General features: G+C 69.0%; 22 protein-coding genes. 16 read left to right on the top strand and 6 right to left on the bottom strand.

All coding sequences use genetic code 11. The annotated features are described in order from the left end of the window. Window positions 1-119: 119 nt before the first annotated feature. From ACZ4N5_RS42200 to ACZ4N5_RS42185, 4 genes are all read right to left on the bottom strand, one after another. Complete coding sequence (locus tag ACZ4N5_RS42200; protein ID WP_467762279.1) at window positions 120-260, bottom strand: hypothetical protein; 141 nt, start codon at window positions 258-260, stop codon at window positions 120-122. 379 nt (window positions 261-639) lie between these two features. Beyond that, complete coding sequence (locus tag ACZ4N5_RS42195) at window positions 640-1,239, bottom strand: maltokinase N-terminal cap-like domain-containing protein (RefSeq protein ID WP_467762278.1); 600 nt, start codon at window positions 1,237-1,239, stop codon at window positions 640-642. A 185-nt stretch (window positions 1,240-1,424) separates the two neighbouring features. Beyond that, window positions 1,425-2,099 (bottom strand): alpha/beta fold hydrolase, encoded by a 675-nt coding sequence (locus ACZ4N5_RS42190; protein WP_467762277.1) that lies wholly within the window; start codon window positions 2,097-2,099, stop codon window positions 1,425-1,427. Between the two features lie 76 nt (window positions 2,100-2,175). After that, the gene (locus tag ACZ4N5_RS42185) at window positions 2,176-2,700 is read right to left on the bottom strand and encodes a hypothetical protein (protein ID WP_467762276.1); all 525 of its coding nucleotides are present in this window, start codon (window positions 2,698-2,700) and stop codon (window positions 2,176-2,178) included. Window positions 2,701-2,838: 138 nt separating this feature from the next. Between ACZ4N5_RS42185 and ACZ4N5_RS42180 the strand changes: the two genes are divergently transcribed. Further along, window positions 2,839-3,909: a protein kinase family protein gene (locus tag ACZ4N5_RS42180; protein ID WP_467762286.1), complete on the top strand. Its 1,071-nt coding sequence runs from the start codon at window positions 2,839-2,841 to the stop codon at window positions 3,907-3,909. 40 nt (window positions 3,910-3,949) lie between these two features. On the opposite strand, the gene ACZ4N5_RS42175 is transcribed toward ACZ4N5_RS42180, so the two are convergent. Then, window positions 3,950-5,530: an FUSC family protein gene (locus ACZ4N5_RS42175; protein WP_467762275.1), complete on the bottom strand. Its 1,581-nt coding sequence runs from the start codon at window positions 5,528-5,530 to the stop codon at window positions 3,950-3,952. A gap of 144 nt (window positions 5,531-5,674) precedes the next feature. Here ACZ4N5_RS42175 and ACZ4N5_RS42170 point away from each other — a divergent pair, with 144 nt between their 5' ends. Further along, window positions 5,675-6,178 carry a MarR family winged helix-turn-helix transcriptional regulator gene (locus tag ACZ4N5_RS42170; RefSeq protein ID WP_467762274.1) on the top strand — a complete coding sequence of 168 codons (504 nt, stop codon included), beginning with the start codon at window positions 5,675-5,677 and terminating at the stop codon, window positions 6,176-6,178. Between the two features lie 11 nt (window positions 6,179-6,189). Further along, complete coding sequence (locus ACZ4N5_RS42165; RefSeq protein WP_467762273.1) at window positions 6,190-7,506, top strand: alpha-amylase family protein; 1,317 nt, start codon at window positions 6,190-6,192, stop codon at window positions 7,504-7,506. 200 nt (window positions 7,507-7,706) lie between these two features. On the opposite strand, the gene ACZ4N5_RS42160 is transcribed toward ACZ4N5_RS42165, so the two are convergent. Further along, complete coding sequence (locus ACZ4N5_RS42160) at window positions 7,707-8,318, bottom strand: helix-turn-helix domain-containing protein (RefSeq protein WP_467762272.1); 612 nt, start codon at window positions 8,316-8,318, stop codon at window positions 7,707-7,709. 444 nt (window positions 8,319-8,762) lie between these two features. On the opposite strand from ACZ4N5_RS42160, the gene ACZ4N5_RS42155 reads away from it, so the two are divergent. From ACZ4N5_RS42155 to ACZ4N5_RS42095, 13 genes are all read left to right on the top strand, one after another. Then, window positions 8,763-9,032 (top strand): phosphopantetheine-binding protein, encoded by a 270-nt coding sequence (locus tag ACZ4N5_RS42155; protein ID WP_261705207.1) that lies wholly within the window; start codon window positions 8,763-8,765, stop codon window positions 9,030-9,032. Continuing rightward, a complete protein-coding gene (locus ACZ4N5_RS42150) occupies window positions 9,025-9,792 on the top strand; it encodes an SDR family NAD(P)-dependent oxidoreductase (RefSeq protein WP_467762271.1) in 768 nt (255 codons plus the stop codon). Before ACZ4N5_RS42155 ends, ACZ4N5_RS42150 begins: the two co-directional genes overlap by 8 nt. A 25-nt stretch (window positions 9,793-9,817) precedes the next feature. Beyond that, complete coding sequence (locus tag ACZ4N5_RS42145; protein WP_467762270.1) at window positions 9,818-10,291, top strand: hypothetical protein; 474 nt, start codon at window positions 9,818-9,820, stop codon at window positions 10,289-10,291. Next, window positions 10,291-11,097, top strand: coding sequence for an SDR family NAD(P)-dependent oxidoreductase (locus ACZ4N5_RS42140; RefSeq protein ID WP_467762269.1), 807 nt, complete (start codon window positions 10,291-10,293; stop codon window positions 11,095-11,097). The genes ACZ4N5_RS42145 and ACZ4N5_RS42140 overlap by 1 nt, the downstream gene beginning before the upstream one ends. Next, window positions 11,087-12,379 (top strand): beta-ketoacyl synthase N-terminal-like domain-containing protein, encoded by a 1,293-nt coding sequence (locus ACZ4N5_RS42135; protein WP_467762268.1) that lies wholly within the window; start codon window positions 11,087-11,089, stop codon window positions 12,377-12,379. Before ACZ4N5_RS42140 ends, ACZ4N5_RS42135 begins: the two co-directional genes overlap by 11 nt. Further along, a complete protein-coding gene (locus ACZ4N5_RS42130; RefSeq protein WP_467762267.1) occupies window positions 12,376-13,689 on the top strand; it encodes a beta-ketoacyl-[acyl-carrier-protein] synthase family protein in 1,314 nt (437 codons plus the stop codon). Before ACZ4N5_RS42135 ends, ACZ4N5_RS42130 begins: the two co-directional genes overlap by 4 nt. 5 nt (window positions 13,690-13,694) lie before the next feature. Next, on the top strand, window positions 13,695-14,408 hold the full coding sequence (locus ACZ4N5_RS42125) for an alpha/beta hydrolase (RefSeq protein ID WP_467762285.1): 714 nt from the start codon (window positions 13,695-13,697) through the stop codon (window positions 14,406-14,408). Window positions 14,409-14,814: 406 nt separating this feature from the next. Continuing rightward, the gene (locus ACZ4N5_RS42120; RefSeq protein ID WP_467762266.1) at window positions 14,815-15,807 is read left to right on the top strand and encodes an ACP S-malonyltransferase; all 993 of its coding nucleotides are present in this window, start codon (window positions 14,815-14,817) and stop codon (window positions 15,805-15,807) included. Window positions 15,808-16,356: 549 nt separating this feature from the next. Continuing rightward, window positions 16,357-16,587: a DUF397 domain-containing protein gene (locus ACZ4N5_RS42115; RefSeq protein WP_467762265.1), complete on the top strand. Its 231-nt coding sequence runs from the start codon at window positions 16,357-16,359 to the stop codon at window positions 16,585-16,587. 78 nt (window positions 16,588-16,665) lie between these two features. Next, on the top strand, window positions 16,666-17,469 hold the full coding sequence (locus tag ACZ4N5_RS42110; protein WP_467762264.1) for an SAM-dependent methyltransferase: 804 nt from the start codon (window positions 16,666-16,668) through the stop codon (window positions 17,467-17,469). Window positions 17,470-17,814: 345 nt separating this feature from the next. Beyond that, complete coding sequence (locus ACZ4N5_RS42105) at window positions 17,815-18,813, top strand: patatin-like phospholipase family protein (protein WP_467762263.1); 999 nt, start codon at window positions 17,815-17,817, stop codon at window positions 18,811-18,813. A gap of 254 nt (window positions 18,814-19,067) precedes the next feature. Then, a complete protein-coding gene (locus ACZ4N5_RS42100) occupies window positions 19,068-19,373 on the top strand; it encodes a hypothetical protein (protein ID WP_467762262.1) in 306 nt (101 codons plus the stop codon). A 350-nt stretch (window positions 19,374-19,723) separates the two neighbouring features. Then, window positions 19,724-20,182: a DUF6924 domain-containing protein gene (locus tag ACZ4N5_RS42095; protein WP_467762261.1), complete on the top strand. Its 459-nt coding sequence runs from the start codon at window positions 19,724-19,726 to the stop codon at window positions 20,180-20,182. Window positions 20,183-20,543: the final 361 nt, after the last annotated feature.

The raw sequence follows: 20,543 nt of genomic DNA, 5'->3' as shown, positions 1-20,543 counted from the left end.
GGGGAGTGAACCGCACCTTTCACTGCCGCCACCGCCACCTGCCCCTCGATGTCGCGCGGGCAGCGACCGGGACCGACCAGAACGCCGAACCGACGCGCCTGCGTCACCGAGTCCGGGTACTACAGCGGGGTTCGGGCCGGAGCGGCCCACGCCTGCTCCTCGAACTCGCCTGCCACACCGTGCGATCGGCTCATTGCCGCGCACCACTTGGCGTTGTTCCGGGCGGCGGCCCGGACCAGGGATTGGATCGACGTCCTCATGAATACGGATCATGGCACGGGCAGGCCGTGCGCCCCCTCCCGGTTCACCGGGCGGACGCCTCGCCCGGAGGGCGACGGATTGGGGTGAGGGCCCGAGACCGGGCAGGGATTCGGGCCCTCACGTGCCGCGCATCCGTCGGGGGCGTTTGCGCGATGACCTCTTCAACGAGCTTCGTGCCCGAGGGATACGATCCGCCGCTCGACCGGGGCCGGAGCCGTCAGCGGGTCGCGCCGACCCCACTCTGTCGCTTGCTTCGTCTCGTGCCGTGGTGGTGTCTCCGTCTGGGAGAACGGGCAAGGCGTTCGGGGTCCTGATGCGGCGGTCCTGGACAACTCGCCGATGGGGCGAACGCCTGAACCGCCGACCATGACCACACACCTACGCCATCCGCGCGGCCTCATGTCGCGGCGCGACGGTCGCGAGTGCTCCCCGAGCGGCCTTTCCGTCCGGCCAGACCCACCCGGCGACAAGGCGTCCGGGCGAATTCTGCTCGACCTCCTCCGGCCGCAGGACGCGGTTGACGTGAACGTCAAGCGCGTCGCCGGGGCCAGTTCCGTGCATGCTGACGGTCGGGTCAGGGGTGTCGCTCCGGCTCTGATGCTGCGGTACCGTCTCACCGCGCATGAGGGCGCGCAACTGCGCCATCACCACCGGGTCGTGAACGCCGTCGTAGAGCCACCGGGTACCGAGCACCCCGTGTTCGGAGGTCCCGATCAACGCCTCGTCGGGGACGCCTTCCAGCACCGCACCGCGGTAGCCCATCGGCACCAGATACGCCACCGGCTCCTGCGCGGTGGCGTCCACCACGACCATGATCTCGATCCCGACCGCACCCGCCGGATCGTTCAAACGGAACCCACCGGCCTTGACCAGTTCCGGCGCTTCCGCGTCACCCACGTACCAACTCTGCTTCGGCAGCCAGCCGGTGAGCAGTTCCAGCTTGGTGGGCGTCATGGTGGTGTGGTGGATGGTGGCCATGCGAGCTCCCTCAGGCGTAGGTCTGGCCCGTCCTCCAACGGGGCGTGATCGAACCTATAGGAACTCGCCGTGCCTCCCGAGCGGCAGTGAACTGGCCTCGTGAGCTTGCCCGTTGTCCATGTGACGATGGACAGCCATGCTCCCCGCCTGTACGGCGTCAGAGGACACCGGAGGTCAAAGACGACTCACGGCAGACGCTCGACCAGCCGGTCGACGAGCGGGGCCGGGTGTGACAGTGCGGCGAGGTGTCCGCCCGGAATGGTCTCGGCCTCGATCCCGAGGCGGTCGTGGGCCACTCGGCGCTGGAACTCCAGCGGGAAGAACCGGTCCTCGGCACCTGAAAGCACACGCGTGGTCACGTCGGGCCATCGTTTGATGTCGCAGGGCTGGTTGAAGGCGATGTCGGCCTCGGGCCGCTCATGCTCCGCCCCGGCGGCGGCGACCTCGGCCGGTACGTCGTGCAGGAAGTAGGTGTCCAGGTCGAATTCGGCGCCGTATCCGCCCGCTTCGGCCGCCGCGAGGCGGGCCGGCTCCGATCCGGTGTCGCCCCACCACTGTCCGGGCGTCTCGCCCGGCAGCGGCACCATCGCGTTGACGAGCACCAGCAGCCCGACGGGAACGCGGGCGCAGACCATCGGCGCCGTGAAGCCGCCCATCGACTGGGCCACCAGCACGACATCGTCGTGACCGTCGATCGCCGCAACCACCGCGTCGGTGTACTCGGGCAGCCCCGATGAGTCGTCGGCGCCGGGCAGATCGACCGAGACCACCTCGTGCCCCCTCGCGCGCAACTCCGACACCACACGATGCCAGTACCAGGCCGCGCCCCCGGCCCCTGGAACCAAGACAAACATGCTCATCCCTGCCTCCGTCCGTTTCACCCTCAAGCCGTACAGACCGTCGGGAGCGACGAAAGTCATCGGTCGCGGTGACGACCTAGCGCCGTTGTCGATCAATGTTCCAGTCGGACGGCAGGGCTTGATCGCAGAACACGCAGACGAAGTCGTCCTCGCGCACAACATTGACCTCTTGGCATGACACGCAACGACGGAACACGACCCGGTGGGTGAACCCGGCGGGGCGATCGAACCCGGCTCGGTCCAGAGCATCCGCAACGGCCGACCACGAGTCGACGTCCGGGCAGTATCCGGTCGACTGGTTACTGACCTCGTCGACCACCCACTGCCCGAACTCCTCGCGGAAGCTCACCTCACCAGCACTCAGCACCGCATCTCCACCCGCGCAGACCACATGCTCGCTGCGGCGCGGCGCCAATCGGAGCACACCTTCGGTATCGACCACGAAGGTGAACGGCTCGGCCAGCTCTTCCACGTCGCGAGCCGACACCCACAGGGTGAAGTCCGCCGCCGAGCGGATGCTCGCGCCCTCTCCGCCCGGCCGGACGAGAACCCTCAGATCGCTGGGCCCGACATAGCGGTAAGCGAGTCCCGGCACGTTCATGTGGTCCAACCTAGGCCGACACCGCGGCGTCGGCCATCACATACAGTGCGGTCAGGACTCGCCCTTCTGCAGCGGCCGTCGCCTCCTGGAAGTTCGTGGTCCGTGGCGAGAGACGAGGCAGGCATTCGGATGCGGGACATGGGCGAGGGCGCGGGAACGCTGTCTGGTGCTCGGCCGACCGCGTACAGCGCCGTGTCCACCTCCCTGGCCCTGCGGAGTGATCTGGGGCTCAGCGAGCTCATGGAGACCGCCGCACCGCTCGGTTCCGGTATCGGTGGGCGATCCGCGCTCCTGGAGGTCGCCGGTACGCCGGTGTTCGTCAAGCGGGTCCCTCTGACCGAGGTCGAGCTGCGGCCCGAGAATGTGCGAACCACTGCGAACGTGTTCGGACTACCGCTCTTCTGCCAGTACGGCATCGGTGGGCCGGGGTTCGGGGCGTGGCGGGAAGTCGCCGTCCACACCATGACCACCAACTGGGTTCTCGCCGGGCAGCATCAGGGATTTCCGCTGATGTACCACTGGCGAGTGCTGCCGGACACGGCACCGGCTCTTCCGGACGAGCTTGCCGACGTGGATCAGGCCGTGGCCTATTGGGGAGGCGGGCCGGAAGTACGTCGTCGTATCGAGGCCCTCGGAGAGTCCCCGGCGAGCCTCGTGCTGTTCCTCGAATACATCCCTCAGACGCTGCACGACTGGCTCGACGAGCAGGTACGAGCCGGCGCGGGGGCCGTCGACCGTGCCTGCGCCCTGGTGGAGCGGGAACTGGCGGCCGGTACGTCGTTCATGAACGACCGCGGCCTCCTGCACTTCGACGCCCACTTCGAGAACATCCTCACCGACGGCCGACGCCTCTACCTCGCCGACTACGGCCTGGCTCTGTCGTCCCGCTTCGACCTGTCCGCCGCCGAGGCCGACTTCCTCGAGCGGCATCGAACGTACGATCGCGCGTACACGCTCAGCTACTTGGTGAATTGGCTGATCACGGGTCTGTACGGCCACGAGCGGACGGAACGGGTGGCGCTGATCCGCGCCTGTGCCGAAGGCGCGCGACCTCCCGCGGGCCCGCCGCAGGCCACGGCGATCCTTGCCCGCCACGCACCTCTCGCGGCAGTCGTGACGGACTTCCACGACAGGCTCCGGCACGAGAGCCGAGAGATCGCATACCCGCGGGCGGCCGTCGAGCGGCTCTTCGCATCGCGCACGGGCTGAGGGCCGGGCCCCGGGAGGGTGTTGGACCGTCGGTCGGTCATCAGCTCGGACAAGCGGGAGCCGAAGTCGTGCCGGCTGTGGGCGCGGGTGCGGCGGGCAGGCCGAACAGCTCGCCGAGCGCGCCGAGTTGGGTGTCGATCGCGTCGAGGGCGGCGAGGACCGATCGAATCGGAGGTGCCGCTGTTCCAGGTGTTCGCACCTGCTCCGACAGCGCCGCTTCCGTGGCGGTGGGCGGCGTCGGGCGGCGGCCGATCGCGCGGCGCACGGTGAGTGCGTGCGCCGCGACCTGAGTACGCCGTTGCAGCACGGCCGGGTCGGCGGTGAGCGCTTCCGGTGCCGCCCCGACGGCGCCCGCGAGGTCCTCGACGGGGTCGCCGCAGCGCCGCAGCGCCATCACGGACCCGAGCGTGAAGTGGTCCGGGTGCCGCCGAGCGGACAGTGCCCGGGGTGTCGGCACAGCGGCCAGGATCCGCATCGGAGCCGTCACGACTCCCAACTGCTCGACGCGGTAGGCGAATCGAGCCTGCGCCATGCGTACGGCCGGGCCGTCGCGCCAGTCGGCCTCCATCAACTCGCCCAGACCGGACAGTGCCGCCGCGGTGCGGGCCCGTATCACCGCCTCGGTACGGATGGGCAGAACCAGCCAGGAGGCCGCCAGGCCGAGGACCGCGCCGACCGCGATTCCCGCCAACCGGGTGTGCAGGAGGTCTCCGGGACTCTGCCCGAACCAGTCGTAGAGCAGCGAGAGTACGGCGGTGACGCAGCCCGCCCAGTAGGCGTAGCTGAGTTCGCGCAGCCATGTGGCCACCGCCAGCACGACGAAGATCACGACGACCGCGGTGTCCGACCGTGGCCCGAACTGTCCGGAGACGACGGTGGCCACCACCGTGCCGGCCGCCGCGCCGAGCGTGCGCCAGGCCCCTTTGACCAGGACGTCGCCGCGGCTGCGCGCACCACTGCACACCAGGAACGCCGTGAGCACCACCCATGCCCAGTGGTCCGGCCACAGATTCCGGCCGATCGCGAACGCGGCGGTCAACGCCGCCGCCATCTGCAGCGCCATCCGGGTGCCGGCGGGCAGCCGGCGGCGCGTTGCGCGGGGCGCCGTGGTCACCTTCGCGGAGGGCGGCCGCGGTACGAGACCGGTGCGCTGCGCCGTCCACGTCACCACGGTTCCCCAGGCGACCGCCGCCAACGCCGTCACGGCCGCCCAGGCCGTGTGCTCGTGCCCGCTCACGGGCACGGTCCCGGCGGGCACCACCAGGACCGCTATCAGCGGCAGAACGACGAGCGTGCCCGCCCGGGTCGCGCGCGCTCCGAACCGGCGCACCCAGATCGCCGCCGCGACTCCCAGGACGAACGCCGTGTCACCCGTGTCGGGGTGCTGCTGGATCAAGGTGCTCAGCTCCGCGCCCGCCGCCGCCGCGCAGGGCAGTACGACGCAGGCCAGCAGCCGATCGGTCCGGTCGAAGAGGCGTTGCACGCGACCGAGCGCCGAGGCGATCACCACCGCCTGCACCACGCTGTCCACGTGCAGCCCCGCCTCGTGTTCGACGAGCAGCGCCAATCCGTACGTGCCCAGCACGGTGGCCATGGTCACGGCCGTCGTACGCAGGTACATCCCTCGTGGATCGAAGTGCAGCGCACGACGTGTCGACCTCAAAAAGCTACGCAACACGTAGAACCACCGCCAAGAAAACCCCTGGAACAAGCCATCTGGAGATTCGCCCTCCAGTCGTATCGTAAGTGATACCTTAGCAATGTGATGGGAGAGCGAACAGAGCACGAGGACGCGGAACGATCTGAGCCCGAGCGGCGCGACAGCCGGGCGTCCGCCGAGATCCGGCAGGGCGTCATCCGGCTCGCCCGCCGGCTGAGCGCGGAGCGCCCCGCCGACGGGCTCAGCCTCAACAAGAGCAGCGTCCTCGGCCACCTGCGGCGCAACGGCCCCATGTCGGCCGGTGCGCTGGCCGCCGCCGACCACCAGCAACCGCAGTCGCTGACGCGGGTCTTCGCCGACCTGGAGCAGGAAGGCCTGATCAGCCGGACGCGCGACATGCACGACGGGCGACAGCGCGTGGTGCAACTGACCGAAGATGGCCGTGAGGCACTCGCCCGTGACATGGCGCAGCGCGACGCATGGCTCGACATCGCCCTCGTCGACCTCACGGAGACGGAGCGTCAGGTCCTGCTGCTCGCAGCCCGCCTGATGAACCGCCTCGCCGACTCCTCGACCACCGCGCCCGGCTCCACGACCCGACCCCACTGACGGAGGCTCCCGTGTCCTGGCCCGAACACGCCATCTGGTGGCACGTCCACCCCTTGAGCTTCCTTGGCGCGGAGCCGACCGCCCTGCCCGCCGGTGCACCCGCGCGGCACCGCCTGCCGGTCCTCGTCGACTGGCTGGACCATCTGGTCGGACTCGGCTGCAACGGCCTCGCGCTGGGGCCGGTCTTCGCCGCCGAGACCCACGGCTACGACACGACCGACTACTTCCGCATCGATCCCCGCCTGGGCACCGAGGCCGACCTGCTCGAACTCGTCGACCGTGCCGCGGCGCGCGGGGTCCGCGTCCTGCTCGACGGCGTCTTCAACCATGTCGGCAGGTCCTTCGCCCCCTTCGCCGATGTGACGAGGCGCGGCACCGCCTCCCCGTACGCGGACTGGTTCATCCGCGAGGGTGACGACTTCCGCACCTTCGAGGGGCACCGTCATCTGGTCGCGCTGAACCACGCGTCCCCCGCGGTCGCCGACCACGTGGTCGAGGTCCTCGACCACTGGCTCGACCGCGGCATCGCCGGCTGGCGGCTGGATGCCGCCTACGCGGTACCCCGGCCCTTCTGGCGCACCGTCACGGATCGGGTCAGGTCCCGCCACCCCGGTGTGTGGTTCAGCGGTGAGGTGATCCACGGTGACTACGCGGCGTACGTCATCGAGGGCGGCCTGGACACCGTGACGCAGTACGAGCTGTGGAAGGCGATCTGGAGCTCGCTCAACGACAGCAACCCGCACGAACTGGCCTGGGCACTCAAGCGGCACAACGCCATGATCGACACCTTTGCGCCACAGACGTTCGTCGGCAATCACGATGTCACGCGGGTCGCCAGCCGACTGGGCGAGCCCCGTCACTTGGCGCACGCGCTCACCGTGCTGTTCACGGTCGGGGGGACACCGTCCATCTACGCGGGCGACGAGCGTGGCTGGGAGGGCGTCAAGGAGGAGCGGGCGGGCGGGGACGACGCCATCCGTCCCGCGTTTCCCGTCTCCCCGTCGGACCTCGGCCCGGACGGGCTGGCCGTCCAGCGTCTTCACCAGACCCTGGTGGGCATGCGTCGTCGCCACCCCTGGCTCGTACGTGCCCAGACCCGGATCCACTCCCTCGACAACACCGTCCTCAGCTACACCCTGGCCGCGCCCGACGCCGGCGCCACCCTCGCGGTCGCCCTCAACTTCGGGCCTGCTCCGGCCACCGCCGGCATTCCGGCCGCTCCCTGGGCGCCTGTCGCGGGTGACGCTTGCGTCGATTCCGACACCGGTTCCGTTTCGCTTCCACCGATGGGCTGGTTCATTGCAACGACATCCGGCAGTCATAATTGATTCCCCGCAGCCTTGCCCTCGATTTCCGGACAACGGCCAGGTTGAGGACCGAGGGTGGCGAGTTCGCCATGACGTCAGGGCGCGCGGAACTATTGATGTACCGAATCTGTACTGTCGGAGAACGCTTCCGTCGTGTTAATGCCGCCGGATAGTTTTCACATTGTTGAAATTTTCTCGGAAGTCGATTTCAGACACTCGGTTCACGCGGCGTCGGCACTGAATGCGCGAGCCCATGCATTGCGCCAGAGCGTAAGTCGGCGCCCGTGCTGTCCGCATGCTTGAACATAGGCGACGAGGAGTTCCTCCGACGGCATGCGTAAACCGGCCAGAATGTCGGCAACCGTGCTGCGTGGCAATGGTCCCGCCCCGAGGTCGCGGGCCTTCTTCTCCATTTCGCGCAGGGATGGCTGGCCGGCGGCGAGACGTGCCTGGTGCATCGCCTCCAGCAGATGAGCCGGGTGGTATACGAGTTCGAGCTTGCGTCCGGCGCGTGGCGCGGAGGGAACCTCACGGCCGTCGGGAGTGTGGCCGGATTGCCGCGCCGCCTGCTCCCAGCGCAGTCGGGCCTCGCGCCGCGTGGCACCGCAGACCTGCGCATACGCTTCCACGACATGGCGACGGGGCAGGAAGGTGCCACGGTCGGCGCGGGACAGGGTGACGGCCGAACACGCCGGATCCGCGATCCGGAGTCCCTCGGTCAGCTCCGCCATCTGCCGGTAGGTGAGTCCGGATCGGTGGCGCAGCGAGCGTAGCCATTGAGCCAGTTCGTAGCACTGCGCGGATTGCGGGATCGGCGTTCTGCTCCGCCCCACCACTGCCCCCTGGATGTCGAGACTGCCGGATGCGTGATGCGTCCGATGGTATGTCGATCGACGGCGCCCACTGATTCGGTCGATGTCGGGGCCCGAGGGTTGCGTTCCGCTAGGAGGGCCCGTTTTGGTCTTTACTTGGGCTCGCTTATATCGACGCTATGGATGGCCTCGACGAAGAGTCAAGGAGCCTTTACTTTACTTTACTCTGCATGGGGATCCCTTTCCATTCGGTGGATGTTTGGTTCATTTTGTCCGAGAAGTGGAGTGATGGGATCCGTGCGTCCACATGGGGTTTTGCGCGGGGCGCCGGTTAAGCGCCCCAGTGGGTGTCCAGAATCCTGCTGCATAACGGCCTTGCTGGCTCATTCGCCGCTCTGCTGACATGGATTGTCCGGCCAGAGGTGCCGGCCACTCCTGCTCCTGTCAAATCTGCGGAGGAATGCAATGACAACCGTGTCCAACGCCGCTCTCGGTGAAATCATCGAACTGATCAAGGAAGTCAAGCCGGGCATAGCCGATCAGACGGTCGAGCCGGGCCACTCCGTGGTCGAGGACCTGGGCCTCGACTCGCTGGACCTGCTGCAGCTCGCCCGTCGCATCAACCGGCACTTCGGTGTCGAGTTCGACCTCGACCAGTGGAACGCCGAGGCCGACGAGCACCACCGGAGCATCGCGTCGATCGTGGCCGTCGTAGCCGCCGGCAGTCGTGCCTGAGCCGGCTGCGACCACCCGCGTCGCTCTGGTCACGGGTGGTTCGCGGGGGATCGGTGCCGCTGTCTCCCACCGCCTGGCGGCCGACGGACTCACCGTGCACCTCGTCTGCCGCAGCGCCCTGGACGCCGGGCGTCGCGTCGTGAAGGAGATCGAGGCCGCCGGCGGCCGGGCCGTACTGCACCAGGCGGACGTCGGCGACGAGGCCCAGGTCGAGGAATTGGTGGAGCAGGTGACCGCACAGGAGGGCGCACTCCACGTCCTGGTGAACAACGCGGCGGTGATCGACGACCAACTCCTCGCGGTGACCCGAACGGACCGCTGGGAGAACGTTCTGCGGACCAACCTCACCGGTCCCTTCCTGACCAGCAGGGCGGTTCTGCCGACGATGCTCGACCAGGGCTGGGGCCGCGTCATCAACATCTCCTCCAATTCGGCGCGTACCCCAGGACCGGGCCAGAGCGCCTACGCGGCGTCCAAGGGTGGCCTCGAGGCACTCACCCGAGCCCTGGCCGTGGAGGTCGGACGCAAGGGCATCCGGGTCAACTGCGTGGCACCGGGCAAGGTCCGCACGGAGATGACCGCGGCCGTCGCCGATCAGCTCGACTCGGACAGTGACGGCACCCGGTGGGGGCTCCCCGAGGACATCAGCGGACTGATCGCCTTCCTCGCCCGTGACGAGGCGGACTACATCCAGGGCCAGACGTTCACGGTGGACGGCGGCCGCATGATCATGCGCAGCCCGGGTCGGCGATCCCGGTGAACCCGGGGCGAACGGAGGCACAGCCGTGGGGGCAGTGAAGTACTGGGAGGACCTGGCGCACGCACCGGTGCGCCGGTTCGGGCCGGTGGTTTTTGGCGGCGCGCTCCTCGACCAACTCCTCGATCTGATGGGGGAGAAGCACCCGGTGCACGACAGCGACGACTTCGCCCAGGGCACGGACCGCCGGCAGCGCATCGTGCCCGGGGGCTTCATCCACTCCATCACCTCGGGCTGGGTGGTCCAGCACGGCTCCCCGGCCGCCATCGTCGGGATGCGGAGGCTGAGCTGGGACTTCGTCAGACCGCTGTATCCCGACACCCCGTTCTGGTTCACCACCGCCACCGACCGGGCGGAGGAGATCGACGACCGGCTCGGCCTGGTCGAAACCACACGCCGGGTGTTCGACGAGAACGACCGGACGTACGCCATCGGACGCATGAGCGTCGTACTGCTGCGACACGCCGCGCAGCGGACCGCAGCGGCAGGAAGGGTTCAGTGATGGACAGTCAGTATCAGCCGCTCAAGGGGCGGGTGGCCCTGGTGACCGGCGGCTCGCGGGGCATCGGCGCGGGCATCACCCGCAAACTCGCGGCCTGGGGAGCGACCCTGGCCATCAACTACGTCGACCGGGAGGGCCCGGCCAAGGAACTCGCGGCAGAACTCGGCGAGCAAGGTACGGAAGTGACCCTGCACCGCGCCGACCTCAGCGAGCCCGAGGAGATCGAGAACCTGATCGCGGAGATCGGCGAGATCCACCAGGACCTGCACATCCTTGTCCAGAACGCGGCCGCGACCAAGTTCGCCCGGCTCACCGAAGCCTCCCTCGGTGACTGGCAGTTCGTGCAGGACACCAACTCCCGGGCCACGTGGCTGCTCGCCAAGCACGCGCTCCCGCTGATGCGTGACCGCGCGGGAGCCCGCTTCATCACCATCACCAACTCCACGACCACGCGCATCATCCCGCGCGCAGGTCTCTTCGCCGCGGCCAAGGCGGGACTCGAGGCGCTGACCGACTACCTCTCCTACGAGCTGGCGCCGTACGGCATCGTCGCCAACTGCGTGCGCCCCGGACTCGTACAGACCGGGGTCTTCAAGGTCCGTCCCGACTTCGCCCATGGTGTCACCAAGGAACTGTCCGTCTCTCCGTGGCCCGGCGACCGCATGACGACGCCGGAGAACAGCGCCGACGTGGTGGCCCTGCTCTGCCTGGAGGAGGCGTCCTGGATCGCCGGGCAGACAATCACGGTGGACGGCGGATACCGTCTGTGGGGCGGCATCAGCGGTGGAGGTCGCCGTGGTGAGTGAACGCGGCGGGCGGCAGGACCGTCCCGACATCGTGGTCACCGGCATCGGTGTGATCTCCCCGGCGGGCATCGGCGCGGCCCGGCTGTGGGAAGCCATGGCCGCCGGCAAGACATTCTTCGACACCAGTGGCCACGACGGGCCGGCCCCCGCGCTGCCCTGGCCGTCGGCCGCCGTCGACACCGCGGAGATCACCTGGCCCGCCGGCCGTGACTGGGCCAACGCCGGCAAGTACGCGAACCAGTCGGCCCGTTGGGCGGTCGCCGTCGCGCGGCAGGCCCTGGAACAGGCCGGTATCACCGGCGACATGGAGGACGTACGCGGCGGAACCGTGATGGCCGTGGGCAGCAGCAGCGACGAACTGAGCGACGTCATCCCCCAACTCGCCTCCCGCTTCCGCAACGACCCGAGGCCCCTCGCGAAGTTCCTCCACGACGAGGTGCCCGACTACTCCTACATTCGCGGCATCCCTTCCCAGCTGGGCCAGTTCGTCTCCATGGCCAGCGGATTCCGGGGATCGAACGTCGCGGCCTACGGCGAGGCGGCGGCGGGCGGCACGGGTGCACTCGCCCTGGCCGTACGGCTGTTGGAGAGCGGTGAACTCGACCGGATGCTCGTCGTGGGCGTCGGAGCGCCGCTGACGATCACCGCGATGGCCGCCTTCGACCAGGACGAACCGCTCGGCACGCGCGCCACGGCCGGTGCCGGACCCTTCGACGCCGACAGGTCCGGGACCCTGGTCGGCCAGGGTGCCGCCGCCGTCCTGCTGGAGCGGGCCGACACCGCGCGGGGAACGGCTCGGGCCCGGCTCGCCGGCTGTGAGGTGCTGGTCGCCTCCGACATCGCGGCCTCGGCGAAACTCGTCGTCGACTCCGTACTCGCCGACGCGGACACCACGCCCACCGTGTGGTGGGCGCACGGCGCCGGCTCGGCCCGACTCGACCGCGTGGAGACCCAGGCGGTACTGCCGCGTGCGGGCAGCCTCCCCGTCACCGGATCGAAGGGCACCATCGGCAACGCCTTCGAGTGCTCGGCGCTCATCGACACCGCACTGGTCGTGGAGAGCCTCGGCCGCGGCGAGCTTCCCCCCGTGGGCCTGTTGCGTCGCCCCGATCCCGGACTCGGCGGTCTCGATCCGGTCATGGGGGAGAACCGCCCGCTGGGCCCGGCGGCCACAGCGCTGGTCACGGCGTTCAACCAGGGACACCACTCGACAGCGGCGGGAGCCCTCGTCATCGCATCGACGCACGGGGCTTCGGCCGACGACGGGAAGGCACGGACATGAGCGGCGACATCGTCATCACCGGTATGGGGGTGATCACCCCCATCGGCGGAGACGTCGAGACCTTCTGGTCGGCCAACCTCGAAGGCCGTTCCGGAGTGGTCCTGGAAGAGCGGATGGACACCGACGGACTGCCCTGCGGCTGGACGGCCGGGCTGATCCCGGAAGACGTCAAGGCGAAGGTCGCCGCCGACTACGGAGCACCCGACCGGTCCTGGGGCGACTCCCTCATGCTCGCGGCGGTGGACCAGGCTCTCGGCGACGCCCGGTTCGGCGAACTGCCCGCAGAGGACGGGCCGGCGGCCCTGGTCTACGCGCGTGTGTGGCCGGGCCCCACCGGATCGTTCCCGCAGGACTACGTCACGCACATGGAAGACCTCGCCGATCGCTACGACAGGATCGGCAACGAACCCTCGGCCGTCCTGGAACACCTGCGGGGCAAGCATCTCCCGCCCGAGACACGCGACTTGTCCGCCTATCCGACCGAGATCACCGAACGCCTGGGGACGCCCGTCATCCCCGTACGACTGGAAGCCACCTGCTCCGGAGGCCTGCGTGCCATCGCGGAAGCCGCCCGGCTGCTGCGCTCGGGACGCGCGCAGTACGCGGTGGTGTCGGCGGCGGTCTCCCGCAACACACCGTACGTCCTCTCCCAGTACGGCCAGCTCATGGCGCTGTCGCGCTGGAAGGGCGACCCCGCCCAAGCATCCATGCCCTTCGACAAACGCCGCACGGGCATGGTCATCAACGAGTCGGCGGGTGCGCTCGTCCTGGAGACGGCCGAGCACGCCGCCCGGCGCGGCATGGCGCAGGCGTATGCCGTCATCGGTGGCTGGGGGCTGGCGGTGGACACCCGCCACATGACCGCTCCCAGTGTGGAGATGATCGAACGGGTCATGCGCACCGCTCTCGAACAGGCCGACGCGCACCCGGACGACGTCGACACCATCAACGCCCACGGCACCTCCACCCGCCTCAACGACGTCACCGAAGCCCGCGCACTGCACCGGCTCTTCGGCGAACGGATGGCGGACCTCGACGTCAGCGCCGTGAAGTCACTGACCGGGCACGGATCGGCGGCGTCCGGTGTCGTGGAAACGGCGGTGGCGGCCCTCACGATGTGCCGGGGAATCATCCCGCCCGTCACGACCTGTACCGAGCCCGACCCCGCCTGCGCCGTGCGCACCTCCCTGACCCCGGTCCGGCGACCGGTCGGCACGGTACTGAAGAACTCCTTCGGTTTCGGCGGCCAGTACGCCTCGATGCTCTTCCGCCGTCCGGCCACGCCGCGGCCGGCACCCCAGCCGGTGTGAGCGCGATGGACCGGCTGGAATACGAGACGACCGATCCCGCCGGACCGCACCGTGGCACCGTCGTGTGGCTGCACGGCATCGGCCAGGCACCGGGCGATCTGATGGCCGTGACCCAGCGCTTCCGGCTCACCGAGGCGGGGGTGCGCGGGGTGTTCCCGCGCGCACCCGTCGCGGCACCGAGCCTGCTGAGCGGTCTGTCGGTGCCGTGCTGGTTCCCACAGAACCTCCTCGCGATCGACCGGATCGACGTCGAGGGCCTGTTGGCGGTGCACCGGCCGCTCTCGAAGCTGCTGGAGGCGGAAGCGGACCGGATCGGCGCCGGACGGATCGTGCTGGCGGGCTTCTCCCAGGGCGCCACGGTCGCCCTGACGCTGGCACTGACGTACACCGAACGGCTGGCGGGCGTGGCCCTCTACGCGCCCTTCATGCCTCCCGATCTGCCCGCACTGCTTCCGGCCGGCCGTCCCTCGTCCGCCAACAGCGGCCTGCCCGTGTGGATCGGCCACGGGGCGCGGGACTGGGTCGTCCCCGAGCGCAGTGGTGCCGGGCTGAGAGACCTGCTCACCGGCTGGGGACATCCGGTGACGTGGCAGCGCTATCCCGGCGGACACGAGCCGTTCGCCGGAGTACGGGCCTCGCTGCCCGCCTACCTCAGTGACGTCCTGGACGTCCACGTGCCGCAGGTCCCCGGGTCAGGACCCGCAGCTCGGGCGCGATGAGGGGGGATCCCGGCAAGTGCCCCGCACTGCCCGGGCTTCCGGAACCGGTATCCCTCTCCCGGTTCCGGAAGCCCGGGGCTCGTTCGTATCCGGCCAGCCTGGCCCGGCCCGGTCCCGTTGAGGGGTTCGTCCGCGGCCATCGCGCTCGGGTCGGCACCCCGTCGCTCGGGTCCCGAGGGGACGGTTCGCGCCTGACGGTTCCCGCTCCGGTCCGACAGCCGTCGACGGATCGAGGCCGGCGGAGTCCTGTGCGTCATCTCGCCGCCAACCGCTCGTCGGCTGCCGCGCCGCGGGCCGGGTGGACACGAGGCTGTACCCGAAGCTGTACCCGGTGCTGTACCCGGAAGGGACTGGAAAGGTGTCTGCACTGATGCCAAAGGCGCCACAAGCGCCACAGGTTCCGCAGGTGGCGCCCCTGAGGGCGGCTCATCTCCAGGAGGCCGAGCCGTTCGGGGTCGGCCTGCTCTTCCCCGGTCAGGGAGCCCAGCGGCCCGGAATGGGCGAGCCTTGGCGCGACACCCCGCACTGGAAGGTCGTCACCCGTCTCTCCGAGGTCTGTGGAAGGGACCTCGGCCGGCTGTTGCTGCACACCGGAGCAGAGCAGCTGACCCGCACCGACACCGCGCAACTGGCCACCTTCGCACTGGAGATGGTGGTGCTCGACGCGTTGCGCACGGCGGCGGGCGATCTGCGGCCCGCGGCGTGTGCCGGGCACAGCCTCGGTGAGTACTCCGCTCTGACCGCCGCCGGGGTGCTCGACCCGGAGGACGGCGTACGGCTGGTCGCCGAGCGCGGGGCAGCCATGGAGGAGGCGAACCGGCTCACGCCCGGCACCATGGCGGTACTCATCGGAACCGACATTGTGCCGCGGACACAAAGACTCGCCGCCCGGATGCGTACCGTGCAGCGGGCCCAGGTGTGGGTCGCCAACATCAACGGCACCGAACAGGTAGTGATCTCCGGCGCAGTCGATGACGTGGCGACGCTCGTGGAGGAGGCCACTCGCGGTGGCGCGCGGGCGATCCGTATTCCGGTCGGTGGTGCCTTCCACACACCGTTGATGGGTCCGGCCGGCCCGCGCCTGGCCGAAGCCATCGACCGCACTCCGCTTCACCCCGCACACTGCCCGGTGATCGCGAACGTCGATGCGCGCGCTCACCGTCACCATCACGAGCGATGGCGAGCGATGATGCTCCGCCAACTCGTCATGCCGGTGCGCTGGGCAGGCTCGATGCGCACTCTCACGGCCATGGCACGCGGCCCGCTCCGCCTTGTCGAAGTCGGCCCCGGCTCCACGCTCGCCAACCTCGCCCGCAGAGTCCTGCCCGAGGAGATCCCGGTACGTTCCGTCGCAACTCCGGTACAGGTGGAGGCCCTTGTTGCCGATTGGTGGCACTGACTGGGCCGTCAAGGCCGACGGCCGACGACGCGCCGAGACGGACGCCCACTACGCCACCGTGACTACAACACCGTCACCGCCCCAAGATCTGTTGCCTGCCTCCACCGGCACCGTGCCCGCGCGCTGCGGGCATCACCAAACCTGTCCGTGAGGGGGAGGGGCATGGCAGACTGCTCGGCGTTCAGGGGGTCGATGAGGCGTGAGACGTGAGCGCACCGCGGTCTGCTCCGACCGTTCCTTAGATGGTGCTGCGCGGACGGCTGCAGCAACTGAGGCGGCCGAAGGGCGTCTCGGCCCAGGACGTCGGTGGAAGGCTGCGGCAGACGCACACCACGGTCAGCAGGATCGAGCATCGCGGCTACGAACCCCATGTAGTTGCCGGACATCGTCGGCACGGACAGCTTCCGCAACGCCCTGTACCGCGAGGACCGTGGGCACCGCGAGGAAGTCGCCCTGTGCCGCGAGGTGTTCGACCGGAAGTGCCCCACAGCCATGCCCAGACGATGTACCAGGGAAGTCCCTGGCAGACGTCCGCAAGGAGACAGAACGATGAAGCACGCCATGAACGCCGCCAAAGAGCTGGGACTCCATGGGTGGCGCAAGCCCTGGAGCGCCGGCAACGGTGGCAGCTGCGTCGAAATGAAGAAACTCGGCGGCGGCATCGTGGCAGTCAGGCAGTCGACGGATCCCGACGGCCCGGCCCTCATCTGCGCCTCCTCGGTCATCGCCGAGTTCGTCGGCGCCGCCAAGGAGGGACGGGCCGACTTCCTCATCACGTGAGACGCGGCCCCTTGTCCGGCAGTCTCCAGCACAACGGAATCAACTCCTACGATCACGCCGTAGCGGCGGAGGACTGAAGTGGCAGACGCAGGAACAGGTGCCGACGACATCGACACCGGCAAACCCCAGTCGGCGCGCATGTATGACTACTTCCTCGACGGCAAGGACAACTATCGCGTCGACTGGGAGGCTGCCGAACAGGTCATATCCTTCTTCCCCGCTGTCAAGGAAATGGCCCGGACCAACCGGGACTTCATGCATCGTGCCGCTCGTCTGCTGGCACGGCGGGGCATCCGTCAGTTCCTCGACATCGGCACCGGAATTCCGACCGCGCCGAACCTCCACCAGATCGTCCAGGCCATCACCCCTGCCGCCCGCGTCGTGTACGCCGACAACGACCCGATCGTGCTCAGGCATGCAGAGGCGCTTTTGCACAGCACCCCGGAGGGACGTACCGCCTACATCCAGGCCGATGTGCAGGAGCCGGAGAAGATCCTGGCGGCGGCCAGGGACACCCTTGACTTCGATCAGCCGATCGCACTGTCCATGGTGGCCCTTCTGCACCTGGTGGGGGACGAGGACAACCCCTACGGCATCGTGGCGGAACTGCTCAAGTCGCTGTCCCCCGGGAGCCACTTGGCGCTTTCCCATGCGACGGGAGACTTCGACCCTGAAGCGTGGGAGCGAGTCGTCGAGGTCTACCGCAAGGGGGGAACATCGGCGCAGGTCCGATCGCGCAGTGAATTCGCCAGGTTCTTCAACGGACTTGAGCTCCTCGACCCCGGCATCGAACTCGCCGCGAACTGGCACCAGGAGGAGGAGGCCCAGCACACCGAGGGTGAACAGATCCCCCTGTACGTGGGCGTCGCGCGGAAGCCGTAGAGGTCACGTCGGACTGACGGGCCGGGTCGCTGTTCCCCGCTGACGGCCGCAGCGGTGAACTGAATGGCCCGGCCGCAGCTTCTGGCGCCGGTCCGTCGAACCAGCGCTCCACGCATTCGGACACCGCCGCGCCATGGCGGCGCTGCGGACGGCAAGCTGTCTGCCTACGAGAGGCAGGCGGGGTGATGGAGGTCGTACTGTTCAGCACCGCGGTCTCCCCAGATCGGCCCCGCCGCCCACCAGCAGCCAAGCGATGATCCGAGGTGGCAGGCGCTCGCGCCGCACCGTCCTCGACCCCTGCGCGCAGATACCACCCCCGAGCAGTCCCCTGGAGCCCTGACCACGATGACGACGACAGCCACAACTCCTGCTGCGACGCCCGAGCCCGACCGGCCGCACGCGGTCTGGAATGTGCTGACCGAGCGCGCGCGGGTCGGCAGCCGCCCCGGCGCACGCGCCGACGGGCACCGCGTCGCACTGGCCATCGAGGGCGGCGGGATGCGCGGCATCATCGCCGGCGGGATGGCCCTGGCGCTCCACGAACTCGGACTGACCAACAGCTTCGATGCCGTCTACGGCGCCTCCGCCGGTGCCGCCTCGGGTGCGTGGCTCCTGAGCACGAGCCCGCAATCGCTGCGCTTCTGGGCGTTCCCCAAGTACGCCAGAACACTGATCCGGCGCTCGAACCCGCTGCGCGGGCGGCCGCTCGTGGACCTGCACGCCTTCTACGAGGTGCTCTACCGCTATGGCGACCAGGACTGTGCGCCGATGGACTTCGCCTCGATCCTCGCCAGCGATGTCGAGTACCACCCGTTGGCCACCGACGCCGAGACAGGGGAATCCACCGACCTGCGGCCCTTCATAGGCGACGCCGCGGAGTTGCGCCTCGCGCTGCGGGCCAGTGCCGCCCTGCCGCTCCTGGCGGGCGACCCGGTGACGATGCGCGGGCGCCGGTTCTACGACGCAGGCGTCTCCGAATCCGTGCCGTACCGAACCGCGCTGGCTCAAGGCGCGACCCATGTCATGGTGCTGCGATCCCGGCGCGCGATCGACGTCGCGCGGCCGTCGCGTTCCGCCCCGCTCATCGCCAGGACGGTGCTGCGCCGTGAACCCGTGGCTTTGCGCCAGGTGTTCCTCGACCGGGAAGCACGCCTGGCCGAAGACGACGCCTGCCTGACCGACCACTCGGCCATCGTCTCGATCCGCCCCGCCGCCGACTCACCGCCGGTCGGTCGTCTGGCGCGCGAGGGCGACCTCCTCGAAACCGCACTGGAGGCCGGGCGCGCCGCCGTGCACGACTCCTATGGCGACCTGTACGGCGCTCGAACGCCGAGTGGCCACTGACTGATTCGCGGACCCTCACCGGACGGAGTAACGGACTGCCGCAACTCGCCTGTATCCGTCGGTAGTCGCCCAACGCGATGAAGCGTTTGCCCATGCCTTGAACCGAGCGTCGTGCTCCTGCTCGGGTCCAAGTGCCGTTCGCCGCGCTCGTCTCATTGCCGCACGACGCTACTCACGTGGGTAGGCCGGCCGGTGCGTAGTGGCTCGTCTCGGGCATCGTTGAGCACCGTTATCGTGCGAGTCAGACCTCGATCGTGCTGGACTCCGCCTTCTTCAGTAGCCAGAGCGGGAGTGACGACACGGCCGCGATGGTTGCCGCAGCGTTCGACGACTCCCGCAACGAGTACCTTGAAGCCGCCCGCGCGGGGCACATGGCGTCTCCGCGTTTCACGCCGATCGCCATCGGCGTCACCGAGACGATTCCAGCCGCCAAAGCCGACGAGTTCCGCGAGCGGCTCGCTGAACTCATCCAAGAGCTACATGAAACCGAACGCGACGAAGAGGGCGTCCAGGTCAGGCTCTTCACGGTGTTCTACGGCTTGCCCGAAGCCCAACAGTGAGGCACACGCAGCCGGTTGGCGGGTGACCGACGACGGCGACGTCACGGTCGAGGTCCCTCGCGATGCTGGGGCCGGTAGCCGGCTCACGTGCCGCCGTCACCGTCGCAATCACCGTCACCGGCGAGACGGCCCCGTCGGCCGACAGGTCATCGCACCGGTCCGGAGTCGGCCGGTACGGCGGAAGCCGTACGTCGTCGGCTCCCATGAGGATGCCGGTCGCGAGACAATGCCCGCCGATCACCATGAACTCCGCGTCCCGCGAACCCCGACCCCTCCCGGTCGGAGCACTGCGGAGGCCATGAGAGACAGTCTCGGCACGGCTTGCCGATCATTACCGAGGAAGAGGATCCATGAGAGTGTTGCCCGCCGTCACGGGTCGTGGCGAGTTCGACGCACTGGTCGTCAGGACCGATTACCTGGACGACGAAGGGTGGCAGCACGTGGCAGGGGCATTGAAGGAGCACGAGGCCCACGTCCACTTCATCGACGATCCGGCTTGGGCAGAGGCGTCCGTTGACGAAGTGCTCACGGTGGTCCGCGCCGACGAGGACCTGGCTGTTGTGTTCCTCGCCGACAGGACCTCCATGCAAAGCGAAGCTCACGCGCTGCTTGCGGTCACCACGCTGACGCGGGAGGAGTGCGTGGACGATGAGGACTACGAGCAACTGACCGAGTTCGGACGCACGTTCCGTACCACTCCCGCGGGAGTCCACGACGTGCACGCGAACTTGAGTATCGGCAACCTGGGCTTCGAGGACTACGCGGCACGAGCCCACGACGATCCGGAGAGGATCTACCGATCCTTCTGAACGGCCCGATGCTGATGGGTCTTTGAGCGAATCGACCTGTGTGGCAATGGCTGCCCAGGATGGGGGAGAGGCCGGCTTCCCCGGCGGATGAAGGGTACGAAGTAGGCCTCGAAGGCCGCATGGTGACGGTTTCTTTCAGGCGCTCTGCAGGGCCACCGGTTCGCCTGCGCGGAGCGGGCCCGGGCGTGGCTGCTTATTCGCATACTGGTAGGCATGGCCATCTATGACACGCTCGGCGCGACGTACGGCCGGACCCGGCAGCCAGAGGGCCTTCCCCCGTGAAGGTGGGCACGCGGTTATTGATCACGCGGCGAGCGTGAGTTTAGCGGTGTGGTGTCGGCGTTCGTATTCGTTGGGGCTG

It is taken from the genome of Streptomyces sp. NPDC026500, assembly GCF_055567635.1.
The sequence above is the reverse complement of the archived record's forward strand: the minus strand, read 5'-3'. Positions and strand labels throughout refer to the sequence as shown.